13 protein-coding genes are annotated in these 14162 nt (G+C 49.0%); 4 read left to right on the plus strand and 9 right to left on the minus strand.

Annotated features, from left to right (window positions below):
* Positions 1-104 precede the first annotated feature (104 nt).
* Complete coding sequence (locus tag WH37_RS18760) at positions 105-716, plus strand: superoxide dismutase (protein WP_046232161.1); 612 nt, start codon at positions 105-107, stop codon at positions 714-716.
* A 266-nt stretch (positions 717-982) separates the two neighbouring features.
* Positions 983-1804, plus strand: a complete 822-nt coding sequence (locus WH37_RS36060) for a hypothetical protein (RefSeq protein ID WP_197091385.1) — start codon at positions 983-985, stop codon at positions 1802-1804.
* A 105-nt stretch (positions 1805-1909) separates the two neighbouring features.
* On the opposite strand, the gene WH37_RS18775 is transcribed toward WH37_RS36060, so the two are convergent.
* Genes WH37_RS18775 through WH37_RS18785 form a run of 3 tightly spaced genes read right to left on the minus strand, consistent with a single transcriptional unit; the run spans position 1910 to position 5495 of the window.
* Positions 1910-2830 (minus strand): carbohydrate ABC transporter permease, encoded by a 921-nt coding sequence (locus WH37_RS18775; RefSeq protein ID WP_046232163.1) that lies wholly within the window; start codon positions 2828-2830, stop codon positions 1910-1912.
* A gap of 24 nt (positions 2831-2854) precedes the next feature.
* Positions 2855-3811: an ABC transporter permease gene (locus WH37_RS18780; RefSeq protein WP_046232164.1), complete on the minus strand. Its 957-nt coding sequence runs from the start codon at positions 3809-3811 to the stop codon at positions 2855-2857.
* Positions 3812-3845: 34 nt separating this feature from the next.
* Positions 3846-5495, minus strand: a complete 1650-nt coding sequence (locus tag WH37_RS18785) for an extracellular solute-binding protein (protein WP_082110893.1) — start codon at positions 5493-5495, stop codon at positions 3846-3848.
* Between the two features lie 280 nt (positions 5496-5775).
* On the opposite strand from WH37_RS18785, the gene WH37_RS33775 reads away from it, so the two are divergent.
* Positions 5776-7644, plus strand: coding sequence for a sensor histidine kinase (locus WH37_RS33775; protein ID WP_052737064.1), 1869 nt, complete (start codon positions 5776-5778; stop codon positions 7642-7644).
* Positions 7622-8374 carry a response regulator transcription factor gene (locus WH37_RS18795; RefSeq protein ID WP_046232165.1) on the plus strand — a complete coding sequence of 251 codons (753 nt, stop codon included), beginning with the start codon at positions 7622-7624 and terminating at the stop codon, positions 8372-8374. Before WH37_RS33775 ends, WH37_RS18795 begins: the two co-directional genes overlap by 23 nt.
* 85 nt (positions 8375-8459) lie before the next feature.
* Here WH37_RS18795 and WH37_RS18800 read toward each other — a convergent pair whose 3' ends face one another.
* The 6 genes from WH37_RS18800 to WH37_RS18825 all read right to left on the minus strand — a co-directional run bounded on the left by WH37_RS18800 (position 8460) and on the right by WH37_RS18825 (position 14158).
* Positions 8460-9614 (minus strand): S1C family serine protease, encoded by a 1155-nt coding sequence (locus WH37_RS18800; RefSeq protein ID WP_046232166.1) that lies wholly within the window; start codon positions 9612-9614, stop codon positions 8460-8462.
* Positions 9615-9626: 12 nt separating this feature from the next.
* Complete coding sequence (locus WH37_RS18805) at positions 9627-10880, minus strand: zinc-ribbon domain-containing protein (protein ID WP_046232167.1); 1254 nt, start codon at positions 10878-10880, stop codon at positions 9627-9629.
* Between the two features lie 602 nt (positions 10881-11482).
* On the minus strand, positions 11483-11836 hold the full coding sequence (locus tag WH37_RS18810) for a hypothetical protein (RefSeq protein ID WP_046232168.1): 354 nt from the start codon (positions 11834-11836) through the stop codon (positions 11483-11485).
* 169 nt (positions 11837-12005) lie between these two features.
* Positions 12006-12758, minus strand: a complete 753-nt coding sequence (locus tag WH37_RS18815) for a YceI family protein (RefSeq protein WP_082110894.1) — start codon at positions 12756-12758, stop codon at positions 12006-12008.
* Positions 12759-12900: 142 nt separating this feature from the next.
* Positions 12901-13764: a M56 family metallopeptidase gene (locus WH37_RS18820; protein WP_046232170.1), complete on the minus strand. Its 864-nt coding sequence runs from the start codon at positions 13762-13764 to the stop codon at positions 12901-12903.
* Complete coding sequence (locus tag WH37_RS18825) at positions 13748-14158, minus strand: BlaI/MecI/CopY family transcriptional regulator (RefSeq protein WP_046232171.1); 411 nt, start codon at positions 14156-14158, stop codon at positions 13748-13750. The genes WH37_RS18820 and WH37_RS18825 overlap by 17 nt, the downstream gene beginning before the upstream one ends.
* Between the last annotated feature and the right edge of the window lie 4 nt (positions 14159-14162).

Genomic DNA, 14162 nt, shown 5'->3' on the forward strand with positions numbered 1-14162 from the left:
ATTAAAATCCGACTTTTGAAACATTAATGTTGATTTATGTGATCGGATAAGGGATAATAAGAAGAGTAATTTACATATTCTAATTTTAGGAGGCTGTTTATATTATGGCACATCAATTACCAGCACTTCCGTATGCTAATAACGCTCTTGAGCCCCACATCGACGCTCTGACGATGGAAATTCATCACGACCGTCACCACAATGCTTATGTAACAAACCTGAACGCTGCTTTGGAGTCCGCTCCTGAGCTGCAAGGCAAATCCATCGAAGATTTGATTGCTGATCTGGCAAGCGTACCTGAAGCGATCCGTACAGCAGTCCGCAACAATGGCGGTGGACATGCTAACCACAGCCTGTTCTGGGAAACAATCGGTCCTGACGCTGGCGGCGCTCCAACTGGCGCACTGGCTGCTGCGATTGAAAGCGAACTGGGCGGCTTCGATACATTCAAAGCTGACTTTGCAAAAGCCGGCGCTACTCGTTTCGGAAGCGGCTGGGCATGGCTTTCCGTGAAAGACGGCAAGCTTAAAGTAGCAAGCCTGCCGAACCAAGACAGCCCGATCATGGAAGGCGAAACTCCGCTTCTTGGTCTGGACGTTTGGGAGCATGCTTACTACCTGAACTACCAAAACAAACGCCCTGACTACATTGCAGCGTTCTGGAACGTTGTAAACTGGGCTGAAGTTGGCAAACGTTACGAAGCAGCTGTTAAATAATACAGCTTGCCGTTTAAAGCGGAGTCTCCACTCGGAGGCTCCGCTTTTTTAAATATAAGCCGATTATAAGTTTTCCCCCTATAATGGGGCTTATATTTCACCCTCGAAACGGTAGCTTTGCCGCCAGAGGACGGTGACAGCCGTTTACGCTTGGTTGTTTTCCAGCTTTCGTATAAAACCATGCACAAGGATAGGCATTCGCCGCATAACATGAAGTAGGATAGTTAAATGCCTAACTCGACTTGCAAAGGAGTCTGACCTATCGCATGAACGATACTTACGGTTTCACTAATGGGCAAGTGCCAGTTTATGTCCCGCCTGCTTCCGCAGGGCAAGACTGCGGCTGTGGCGGCCCGCGCATGCTGATGCCTGGAGGCCCGGGGCTGTTCCCGCCAGGGCCAGGACCAGGACCGTTCCCGCCAGGGCCAGGGCCAGGACCGTTCCCTCCTGGACCAGGACCGTTCCCGCCAGGGCCAGGGCCGTTCCCTCCGGGACCAGGGCCATTCCCTCCTGGACCAGGGCCGTTCCCTCCGGGACCAGGGCCATTCCCTCCTGGACCAGGACCGTTCCCGCCAGGGCCAGGGCCGTTCCCTCCGGGACCAGGGCCATTCCCTCCTGGACCAGGACCGTTCCCGCCGGGTCCAGGACCGTTCCCTCCTGGACCAGGGCCATTCCCTCCTGGACCGTTTCCGTTTCCGTTTCCGTTCCCGGTGCCGTTCCCTATTCCTTTTCCACCGGGACCACAAAGAACGGTAACAGTTGTCATCAACGGAGGAAGGACGTTCCCTAATGTAACGCAAGCATACCGAGTGTTTTTCCGTTTCGGCCTGACGATTTATCAGGCGCTGCTTGAGACGGGAGTCGTCCGTTTTAGTTTCAACGGACGAATTACCTCCATCAGCGGCATTCCGATTGGTGGCAACATCAGCTATCTGCTGCGCCTGAATGGCAGAGTTATACCACCCACGCTGCTGAACTTCCCGCTTCAGCGCAATGACGCCGTAGCTCTGGAGCTAATCTACTCCCCTTCCGGCCGCCAGAGCGATGAGGATTTAGCTGATATTTCCGATGTAACGCAGCAGTCCTAAAATAGTTGATTTAAAAAAAGCGGGCCTACCGAATCGCGTAGGCTCGCTCTTTTCATCTTTCCGTTCACCTTCAACTCCCGCTGCAAAAGATGGACAAGCTTTCCTTTATTCCTTAACGCCGCCGAGCGTCAGTCCGGTTACGAAGTATTTTTGCAAAAATGGATATACGACGATAATCGGAACAGTGGCTACGACCGTAATGGCAGCCCGGATGGAGGCTGGCGTTACGATATTTGCCTGAATATTTTTGCTGCTGGCGAAGGCCGACTCTGCCGTGCCTCCAACGCTCATATTGGCGGATTGCAGTTTTTTCATCAATTCATATTGCAGCGTGCTTAGATTAATGTTCGAGGAATTATATAAAAAGGTATCGAACCAGCTATTCCATTGTCCCACCGCGACGAACAGTGCAATCGTAGCAATGACGGGCAGGCTGAGCGGTAATATAATCCGTAAAAATATCGAGAAATGCGTCGCTCCATCTATTTGCGCTGATTCTACCAGACTCTCCGGCAAGCCTTCCATAAAGGAGCGCATCACGATAAGGTTGAACGCGCCAATAAGCCCCGGAATGACGTAAACCCAAAACGTCCCGTACAGATGGAGGTTTTTAATGAGCATATAGGTTGGAATCAAGCCGCCGCTGAAATACATCGTAAAAATAAAAATAAATGAAATGGGCCCCCGCAGCACATACTCCTTGCGGCTGAGCGTATAGGCCAGCATCGCTGTGCAAAACACGCTGCTTACCGTACCGAGCAGCGTCCGGGCCACGGAAATAAAGAAAGCATGATAAATGAGCCCATCCTGAAACAGCGTGCTGTAATTTAACGTCGTGAACTCGCGCGGCCACAGAAAGGTGCTGTCCCGAACCGTATCCTGTGCCTGGTTAAACGAAACGGCGAGCGTATTCAAGACCGGATAAAGCGTAAGCACGAGCAGTACTAAAAGAAATACGGTATTGCATATGTCAAAAAGCAAATCTGCTGCCGACCTCTTCGGCCTGCCGAATGTCGTCGTTGTCATAGGTTCCTCCTGTTCTGCTCTGATCTAAAATAACCGTTCCTGCCCCATCCGCTTCGCCATTCGGTTTGCGGCCAGCAGCAGCACGACGCTGATGACCGTTTTGAAAATGCCGGCGGCGGTTGCAAATGAGAACCGCGACAAATTAATGCCGTATTTTAATACGAAAATGTCTATGGTCTCGGAATAGTCCACCACCATTGGCGTTTGCAGCAAATACTGCTGTTCAAAGCCGGCATCCAAAATATGTCCGATATTCATAATAAGCAGGATAACAATGATGCCGCGAATGCCGGGCAGCGTAATATGCCTTATTTTTCGAAACCGTCCCGCCCCGTCGATGCTGGCCGCTTCGTATAGCGAAGGATCAATCGTCGTCATCGCGGCCAAATAAATAATCGCGCTCCAGCCGATTTCCTTCCATACGTTGGAGGCTCCGATAATCCACCAAAAATAATGCTGCTCGGAGAGCCACATAATAGGCTCTTTAATAATATGCAGACTCACCAGCAGTTTATTGACGGCCCCATCAATGGAGAGTACATTCATAATCAAGTTCGCGGCCACAACCCAAGATAGAAAATGCGGCAGGTAGCTGACCGTCTGGACGACACGCTTGAACATCACCTTGCGCACTTCATTGAGCATGAGCGCAAGGCCAATCGAGCTGACGAACCCGAATACAAGATTGATGAAGCTCATCGCGAGCGTATTGCGAATGACGCGGATGAAATTTTCATCCTGAAACAATTCCTTGAAGTTGGCGAGGCCCACCCATTCATTTTCCAGCATCACAGAACCCAGCTTATAATTTTGAAAAGCCATCATCCACCCGTACAGCGGCACGTAGGCGAAAATAATGACATACACCAGAAAAGGAATGGACATAACCATTAGTGCCTTCTGACTGCGCAGCTTGCTCCACTTGCGCGGCCTTTTCTTGATTTTGGCATGCTCTTTCACACGCTCGACCGTTACAGACATGGCATGCTCTCTCTCCCTCCTTGCTGCGTCTTTCCTACCAGTTCTCTTGGCGGTCCTTCACCTTCGTCGTCAGCTCATCGAGCCAGCCTTGAATGTCCAGCTTCTCTACCGTAGCGACATATTCGTTCCAATATTTTTCGAAGTCGTCGGCGTTTTTCGCAACGACCATTTGCGGCGGATATTTTTTATTAATATCGTTAAGCTTCTGGTTGAACACCTTGTTCTTCTCCGTCAGCTCGATGCTCCAGAGCGGAAAATATTTGCGGTCTAGATTCGGTCCGTCGAACAGCTCCTCGTAGGTTGTTACGCCATAAGCCTTCAGCAGCTCCAAATCCATCTCATCGTATCCGGCTGCAATCTCCTCCGGCTGCTGATACTGCTGGTAGCTGTTGCCGTCAGCCATCGTCCCTGACGAGCCTGGCCAGTACCATAGGATGTTTCCGGTTGTTTTCAAGCCATTTTTCGGGTCGGCAAAAAAGTCCCGCTGCTCCTGATTGCGATAAAACCGTCCGGTGTCGCTGACCGTATAATCTTCGCCCGCCACGCCCCAGTTGCGCAGCAATTGTCCTTCTTCGCTTGCCATGTAATCGGCATATTTGATTGCCGCCACAGGGTCCTTCGCATTAATCGTAATCGAGAAGCCCATATTGTAGTTCATCGAAGGCACATCCAAATAATCCGGCTGAATGCTGTCATCAAAGGTGAGCTGAAGCGGCACAAACATCCGGTTCGCCTTGCCCTGCTGCTTCAGGGAATCAAGCGCCGTCTGGAACTGCCACTTCTGGTCAAACATCCCCAGCACCCGTCCGCTGGACAGCTTAGCCAAATACTGCTCATAGTTCATCACAAATGCTTCCTTGTCGATCATCCCTTCCCGGTACATCTCATGCAGCTTCGCATAATAACGCTTCGTAACGTTTTCGTCCGTCTGGTAGAAGGCCAGCTTGTTCGCCACCGGGTCAACTATAGCCCGTGAATCGTTAGGTCCGCCGGCTAAAAATTGCATCGCGGTCGTTAACGTGAAATTGCGGTTGTCATAGGTTAAAATTTCAAAAGGAATCGTATCCGCACCATCGATTTGCGGGTATTTTTTATAATAAGCGCGCAATACATCGACGTATTGATCGAACGTCGTTATTTTCGGATAGCCTGCGTCCTTGAGCACTTCCTTCTGAATCCAAAAGGCTGCACTGATGCCCTTGATCGGCGTCCCTGTAGGCGCAACCTGCGGCAGCGCATAAATATGTCCATCCGCTGCTTTCAGCCGTTCCCAGTATGGCCCATAAATGCGTTTAATGTTCGGGGCATGCTGCTCGATTAAATCCTCCAGTGGAATGAGCGCGTTCGCGTCCTCGAATTTAACCGTCTGATCCGTATTGATGAGGTCAGGGTAATCGCCTCCGGCGATCATTACGCCTACCTTCTGCTCCTTCTCGCCAACAAGACGCTCATATTTGATCTTTACTCCTGTTTTCTGCTCAATCATATCGCCAATTTTTGTATGCTCGGGAACATTGTCGCCGGGATCAAATACGAAATAGCTGAATGTGGTCAGCTCTTCGGCGCTATTATTTTTGCTGGCGCCTGCAGCCGTATTCGTACTCTCCGTGCTGCATCCTCCCACTATCATCGACAAGGCCAAAGTTGCCCCAGCGATCCATGTAAGCGCTGTTTTTTTACTCAAGATCGTTGCCACCCTCCCTATTAATATAAATTAACTGTATCAAACAGGAGGCTGCCCAGGTACCCGAAAAACCTTAACATCATACCCCGCAAATCTAATGAGATTGCCAGCTGCTGCTCCAGCCACGGGATAGATTATTACCATAATTTCTATATTTAGGGTAGCTATTTGAACAAATAAGTGTTAATTTTACTAATGAAAACGCTTAATTATCTTTTGAATGACACTATTATACTAACAAAATGATTTTGTTAGCCTTTGGTCAAAGGAGCAGCACTCGATGAAAATGATGCAAAATCTCCGTCCCTTCCGCTGGAATGATTTCCGGCTGCGAAACAAGCTGATGATTTTATATTTTGCCGCTGTTTTTATCCCGGTCATGCTGACAAATACGTTTTTCTATACGATAACCGCAGGCAATGTCCGAACGGAGAAGGTTCAGGACCTTCGGCAATCGCTTGAGCGAAACAAGGATAACTTTCGCAAAATGCTGGAGGGCGTCATCAGCTTCTCCTCGGTCATCTATAATGACGGCGTCCTCTACAGCGCGCTGGATCGTACTTATACGAGCGAAAGTGAAGTCATTTCGGCCTATGGCGAGGTGCTGAACAACTCGATTAACCGCTTCGTCCCACTGAATAAGCAATTTTATAATGCGTATTTGTTTACCGACAACGACAGCCTGATCCACTCGGGCCTTCTGCAATACATTGACCTGCAGACGAAGCAGCAGGGCTGGTATCAGGCGACTACCGACCAGGCGCGAAGCCGAAAATGGCTGCTTTATACGAACACCGCTCTTTGCGGGCAGTCCGCAGCAGTATCGGCTTCGTTAGCAGGCAGCGGGGAAACAGGCGCGGGAACAGCTGCGAAAAAATGCGGCGCTCCCTATTTGAGCGTGATCCGCGAGCTTGATTTTTACAAAGCCTATTCCAGCTACCATAAAATTCTCAAAATTGATATTCTGCCTCATTATTTGGAAAATACATTGTTCGATCATTCCTTTCCCGGAGAAATTTATTTGCTGAATCCGCAGGGACATGTCATTTACTCGTCGGAAGCAGAGCCGCCAGCATTCATTCTTGAGAACGCTCAGCAGGATAAAACAATGATCGCCAGCCCGTTTGAAGGCGTCGATTATCTGCAAGGGTGGGAGATGGTAGGCATCTACCCTGATGAGGTCGTCAACCAAAGCCTGCTTGATTCGCGCAAATTTATTATTTATTTGACCTGTGCAAATCTGCTATTTCCGAGCATTATTATTTTACTTATTGCCAGATCGCTCAATCTGAGGCTGGGTATGCTGCTAGGCGGCATTAAACGGGTGAAAAACCAGCGCTTTGAAGTGCTGCGAACCAAACCGGCATCCGATGAAATCGGGCAGCTGACCGAGGAGTTTAACCGAATGACGCAGCAAATCAACGGCCTCATCCAAGATGTGTACGTGGCGGAGCTGGATCGGCGGCAGGCGCAGTTCAACGCCCTGCTAAGCCAAATTAACCCGCATTATTTGTTTAACACACTTGATGCTATTCGAATGAATTGCGTCATTAAGGGCGAGGAGGAGACGGCATCGGTCATTAAGCTGCTCGGCCGCGGCTTCCGACGATCGCTGAGCTGGGGCGAGGATATGATTCCGCTTCAAGAGGAGATGGCGTTCGTCACCGATTATTTGGACATTCAGCATTTCCGCTTCGGCCATCGCCTCTCCTACCAGCTCGATATTGATGAAGAGGTGCTGGAGCTGCCCTTGCCGAAAATGAGCATCCTTCCGCTCGTCGAAAATGCCTGCATTCATGGCATTGAATATTCCGAGCAGCCGGGCAATATTATCGTATCGGCCAAGCTCCATGGCGCTCGCGTTGTCATTCGCGTGTCGGACAATGGCATTGGAATGGAAGAAGAGAAGCTGGAACACTGGCTTGCCAGTCTGGAGCAATCCGGCGCGCAGCATCAGCAGGGCAAGCATGTCGGACTGAAAAATGTCTATGACCGGCTCAAGTGGCATTTCGGGAGCGAGTTCAGCTTTAGTCTGGATTCCCATTATGGAGAAGGCACAACGATTGAGCTGCAAATGCCCGCTGCCTTCGCTAAGGATGGATCTGTAGTCGAAAGGAGAATAATCGATGTTGAAAACATTGATCGTTGAAGATGAGCCGCGGATGCGTGAAGGGCTGAAAAGAATCATTTATTGGGAAAAGTACGGCTTTAATTTATGCGGTGATGCGGAAAATGGACGGCAGGCGCTCGAATTAATTGAACGCGAGCAGCCCGCGCTTGTCATTACCGACATTCGTCTGCCCGGCATTACGGGGCTGGAGCTCATGAAGGACGTAACGGGGCGAATGGATACCTGCTTTATCGTCATTTCTGGCTATGACGAATTTGAATATGTGAAGACGGCCCTCATCTGCGGCGCTGTTGATTATATTTTGAAGCCAGTGGAGGAGGAGCAGTTGATCGGCGCCCTGCTGCGAGTGAAAAAACGGCTGCTCAAGGCTTTGCCCAGCACAGCTGCCAGCGCAGGCAGCGCTGCGGAACTGGAAATGGGGATGCCTTCGGATGATCCCATCGCTTTTGTCAAAGAGTATGTAGCCTCGCATTATCAGGAACAGGTGACGATGAAAGAAATTGCTGGCAAAACGTATCTCCATCCCTTCTATCTCGGGCAATTGTTCCGCAAAGCAACCGGAATTTATTTCAATGATTACGTCCATCAAATTCGGGTGGATAAAGCGCGGCTGCTGCTCGCCACTACAAGCAGCAAAATAGCCGACATCGCTGCTGGCGTCGGCTATCCGGACCCGGACTATTTTGTGCAGCAGTTCAAGAAGATTACCGGCTGCACCCCTTCCCATTTTCGAAAAAATCAGCTGTAGCGTATCATTATTTCCCTCCGAATTATGTAGCAGACAAAAAGCCAGCATCCCTCATTCGGTTTGCTGGCTTTCTCTGTAATAAGCGTTAATGCTGTTCTTTCTCATGTGCGGCCTGCTCAATCACCTTGCCTCTTCCGGTTATTAGCTTGAGCTGATCGTTCTCGTAGCCGACCTCGTAAATGACCTGATATTTGCTCAGCTTGTTTTTGCCGCCTACTCTCTCGTCTACTGAAATAATCGCCGTCACAGTCGCTTGCTGATCGTTATTCACCGTTACATGCATATCGTCAATGACGACATTGCGCGTTAGCATATAGCCTTCCCGAAATTCGTCATAGCTTTTCAGCTCTTTCCAGCTGCCGCCCAGCAAGGAATAGGCATATACATAATCGGCATTGTTCAAGCTGTCGTAAAAATGAGTTACCAAGTAGCTGGCATATTCACTCATCGTCGCTTCCTGCTTTACCATGCCATTGCCATTCGTGCCCTCCTGCTCGGGCAGCACCTCCATTGGCTTCGACGACCATGCCTCCACCGTTGCCAGCACATTGACGATTGGAATGCTGAACCCTATAGAACCTTGCTCAATGCCTGCTGAATTAATGCCGAGCACTTCGCCTGTATCTCTTCTGACCAGCGGTCCACCGCTGTTTCCTGGCGCAATAGGCGCAGAAATTTGATACAAATCCTTATACGAATACGGTTCAATCTTAAAACTACGGCCCAAGCCGCTAATGATGCCTGTCGTTACTGTATTTTGAAAACCAAGCGGGCTGCCAATCGCCATCACTTCATCGCCGATTTCCGCTTTTTTATTGCGAACCATCTTAAGCGGCTTCTCGCCTACAAGTCCTGGAACGCGGACAACCGCAATATCCGTCTCCGTGCTGATACCAATGACTTCGCCATCAAGCTCGCGTGCATCAGCAGTGTGGATTTTCACCTTATGAACGCCGGACACAACATGGGCGTTGGTAATCAGGTCACCTTGATTATTGTACAAAAAGCCTGATCCCTGCTTGCCGTTGCCGCTTTCAATCATGACGACCAGCTTCTGCGTTTCATAAATGACGTCTTTAAGCGGCTTGCCCGTTTTCTCCGAGCGCGATTCTGACACAGCGAGCAGCGGCTTGCCACTGAGCTGCTTTGGAATTTCGGAACGGATAAATACGACCGCGCCAGCTCCGAAGAGCAGAAAAGCAACGGACATTATAAGGCTAAGCCATGTTCCTTTTCTCATTAATATCTTCTCCTAGTCCAAATACCATGTGACATGATCGATGACGACAGTAGCATCGGTCTCTTCAATGCCTTCCACAGTTGCGTCGAAAGTAAAGGATTCGTTAGGCTCTATATAGTTAGGCATAGCGATGGCCGTGCCTTTCTTCAAAATCTGTTTATCCTTGCCGCGCACCGAATATTGGATTTCAACGGAATAAATCGGCCGGGTGGCAGCATTTTTGAGCAAGGCATGAATGTTGAAGGCGCCCGTTTCATCAAAGCTCGTATCGACCTTCACGACCTCGACGGCTGCCGTCTGGTTAAGCAAATCCTCTTCCGCCGCTTTCTGCATCGCACGCTCAATTCTTTCCTGCTCCGCCTGCTCAAAAGCCTGCTTCTCCGCATGGATGCTTTCAAGCAGCTTCGTCAAATTCGTATCCTCCGGCGCATAAGCCATTCCCTTCTGTACCATGGCAATCGCCTCGGAGAAGCTTTTTTTCTGAAGCAGCTCCTTCGTTTGCTGTTGGCATACAAGCGCGATTTTGTCAACGATCTGCTTGCGCACAGCATCCGCTTCTTCGCCGCCCAAACCATTAACGGTATTAAGCTTCACCGCCAAAGCATCCAGCGAGTTAATCTGGTCCAGCTCATTTTGCACCTGTACAACGACCATTCTAACATTTAAATCGGCAAACGCCTCGCGCAGCGGAGAAAAAATCTGTTCCTCCCGGCCTGCAAGCAGTGTATTCAGCTGCTTCACAAGCGGCCCCGCCTCCGTCAAAGCTCCTTTGTCCAGCTCGCTGGCAAGGCTGTTTATTTTATTTTCGATTGCAACAGCCTCATTGATGATATCCATGTCAGCCTGAAGCGCGCCGTAGGCAGGGCGTACCTTAGCTGCCTTCTCAAGCTGAACCATCGCTTCGTGATAGTTGCCGCCCCAGGCTTTCTGCTTCGCTTGCTCATGCCATTCGGCGACATGATCATTCAAATCGCTTTCATATATGTAATAAGAAAATACCCCGGCAGACGTCGTAATGAACACAACAACAGGCACGAGCGCAATTATAAACTTACGTCCAGCCCCGGCACGGGTTCTTCTGTTTCGTACTGGCGCTTGCTCTGGTACTAATGAGGCACTTGCCTCCCGAATGAATAATTCATGCTCTTGAATAACAATGGCCTGCGTCTGCTCATTTGCCTGCGCGTCCTGAAGCAGCGGTTTCCCGCATTTGCTGCAGTAAACGGCACTAGGCTCGTATTTATTTCCGCAATGTTGGCAATGCACCTGTGCTCATCTCCTGACGCAATCAAACTTTAATCGTCCTTCCCTCTATTCTATATGAAATAGTAAATGATCTCCATTTTTAAATGATGGGAAATTCAAAAAATTTAATAAGCTTATTTTTGAATGAAGAGATCATGCCCGTACATTTCACTCTCCAGCTTGAACTTATCATAACATTCCTTTTGTTTTAGCGAAAATAAGATAAGTGCCTTATAACTGTATACTCATTATGTAATAAAGCGGTAGTCCCTTAGCTTGATCGATGAGGGCTTAACTATATTTTCATGAAAGGTTACAACCTTTGGGAGGGAATTCAAAGATGGCTAGCCACGAGGAATGTAAAAAGAGGGTACAGCTCCGTAAGAGAGCAGTACTCTCAAGCCATTGTTTTCGTTAAATAAAAATAACTTATACGGACATTCTATTATAATTTTCTATAGAATAGCGTTCATTATAATTGCGCCGTTACAATCCAACTCGTTATCTCTTGCTTCAACTGCATATATTTAGGAGAACGTTGCATGCTTTTCCTTACACCTCAATTATAAAATCCTGTTATTTGCATAAGTATAGCAAATCGCCAACTTGTACGTACATATTGTCTAATCATGCCTAATAATGGTCTTGGCCACTTTCTGCACCGGAGAAGATAGCATCGTATAGCCTTCCGGTTGAATCGTCACACGCTCGCCTACTGCCAATTCCGAGTAAAGGGCCGAATCATGAACATGGTAATAAACTGTTTCATGCTTTTCCAAATGCCTCAAAAAATAGGACAAGGATTTAGTGTCAGCCTCCATTCTCGTCACATCATGAACGACGATGATCGCGGAGACATCTGGCGATAACGTTTCTTTTCCAATAATATAGTCCCCTTTCTCAACTCGTAAGGCGCCCCCTACAATGGCTCCCCCAATTAGCATCAACAGCAACACAGATACGAATACTCTTCTCAAAACGATTCCCGCCTCTCCAGAAATCAAGCTTTCTTCGCATTGTATGCGCACCTTCTGAAGCCGTCAACTTTAGGCGCATTTCCCTTCCTTCCATAAAAAAAGCAAGAGCAAGGTCTAAGCCCTGCTCTTGCTTTAAAAAGATACCGATTCGCGAGCCGCCAATCGCGTGTTAGGCGTTTTGCGACAGAGTGAGGCGCAGCTGCACGGTAACGTTATTTTCGGTATCCATCACGACGTTATGCGGATTCTGCATGCCAAACTCCTCGAACGTGACGACCGTCTCGCTCTCCACATTCAGCTTGCCGCCGCTGTATGCCGCTTGTCCTGTAAAGGTAACTTCCTTCGTAATTCCTTTAATCGTCAAGTCGCCAGTCATGATAAGCGGGAACGTTTCTCCGTCCTTCACTTCCGTTGGCAGCGCCTCAAACTTTGTCGCTTTGAACCTGGAGCTCGGGAAATTGGTCACATCGAGAAAATCCGCTTCTTTCACATGTCCGTCCCGCTGACTATTCCCCGAATCGAGAACGTTCATATCCAGACTCGCATCCGCCGCATTAGCTGCCGCATCCGCCGTATCTACATTCCATGTGCCCGTTACGCCATTTACTTCAAAGTTCACCGTCTCACGGGAAGTCGTAACCGAGAAATACACATTGGAGGAGGAATCAATCGTCCAAGCTCCGTTTACATCCGCTACAGCGCCAGCAGCAGCCGTTTCCGTACCACTTGTACTATTTGTAGAACCAGAACCTGAGCTATTCGTACCTGCTGCACTGTTCGTAGCAGCCGATTCCGTGCCAATAACACTCTTAATTTCCTTGTTATTGCCCGTAAACGAATCATACATCGCATATGCACCTGCTCCACCTAGCAAAACAACCGCAGCGACTGCACCAATAACCACTTTTTTCTTCTTCATCATAAAATCCTCCTTTGTTTTTAAAACTACATCGTGTAGTGTTGTAAGTTATATAAAGGCGAAGCGCGCCTTCCCTTGAAGGGAGCTGTGCGCTTCGCATAAAGCCTGTATTCCGAGATTTCAGTAGGGTATCAAGCTTGAATTTCTACAGCATGATAGAAAGATACATCACGGAGATTGATCCGAAGGTCAGTAAGGATAATACCAGTGCCAGCACCGGACAACGCATGCTAAACTCCTGCGACTCGGGATTGAGCAGCCTCATTAACCGATAATTAATGGAATGGTCGGCGAAAGAAGCATGGACAAACGTCCGGTTGCTTCTTTCTCCACGGCTATATTTGACCAGCTTGAGCAGCGCGCTGCCAAGACTATGCTCGCTCACCCGCCGCTGCAAAGCGAAATGGTCCGCTAACAGCTCACGGGTCGTTTTATACTGCTCGACTCCAAAGCGAAGAATCGGCATATACCACAGCACCGTTGCGCCTACCTGCAAAATCAAAATCATCAGCGGATCGCGATTTCGGTAATGAAAGTGCTCATGCTGAACGACCGCCTCAAGCTCTTCCCCATCAAGCAGACTAAGAAGTCCCGTGGATAAAATGATTTTGGGACGAAGAAAACCAAGCGTCAACGCAATCGGTTCTGGATGTGATACGACCATGATCGCTTTGCTTCCTGCAAAATAACGCGCATTCAGCTCATTCGATAAGCCGCCATGCTGTAAAACGCTCATTTTACGGTTTGCAGCCCGTACGCCAAGCCACTGCTTCACCGTAACGTACATCAGATGTACAAACGTTCCAAGAACTGCAAGCTTCATGATGTAGCTAAGGAGCAGCAGGCTGTACCGCTTGATCAGGCTCTCGCAAAATTCAAATACATTAAACGCCGCCTTCTCCCAACCGAACAGCGTATGCGCCGCATACATGCCCATTTGCAGCAGCGTGAACCCAATTAGCATCAGGCACAAGCCAAACATCCATTTTGACCTAAGACTCCAGCTCATGGCGTCTGCCCTCTTTAAGCGATTTGATTTTTTGCTCCAGCTTGTCCAGCAGCTCTTCATCAACCTCTTCCATCGCATCAAACATATAGTTGACGACGAGCGGGCCAAGATCTTCAAGAAGCTCCCGGGACTGAATGCTCAGAAACTGCTCTTGCGTATGCACAGGCGCATATTTCGATGGCTTGCCTGATGATTTCACCAGCAGCCCCTTGTCTACAAGCCGATTCATGACGGTCATAACGGTGTTGAAATTTAATGGCTTGTCCTGTTCGAGCTTATGCTGTACATCCTTGATGAAGCTATCAGGCTGCGACCACAGGATGGTCATAATCCTTGCCTCCAGCGGGCCAAAAAACCGCTCCAGCCCTTTTGTCTGAATGTCACTTGTTCCCACGACT

This window comes from Paenibacillus algorifonticola (assembly GCF_000971975.1).
In the GTDB taxonomy this organism is placed as follows: Bacteria; Bacillota; Bacilli; order Paenibacillales; family Paenibacillaceae; genus Pristimantibacillus; species Pristimantibacillus algorifonticola.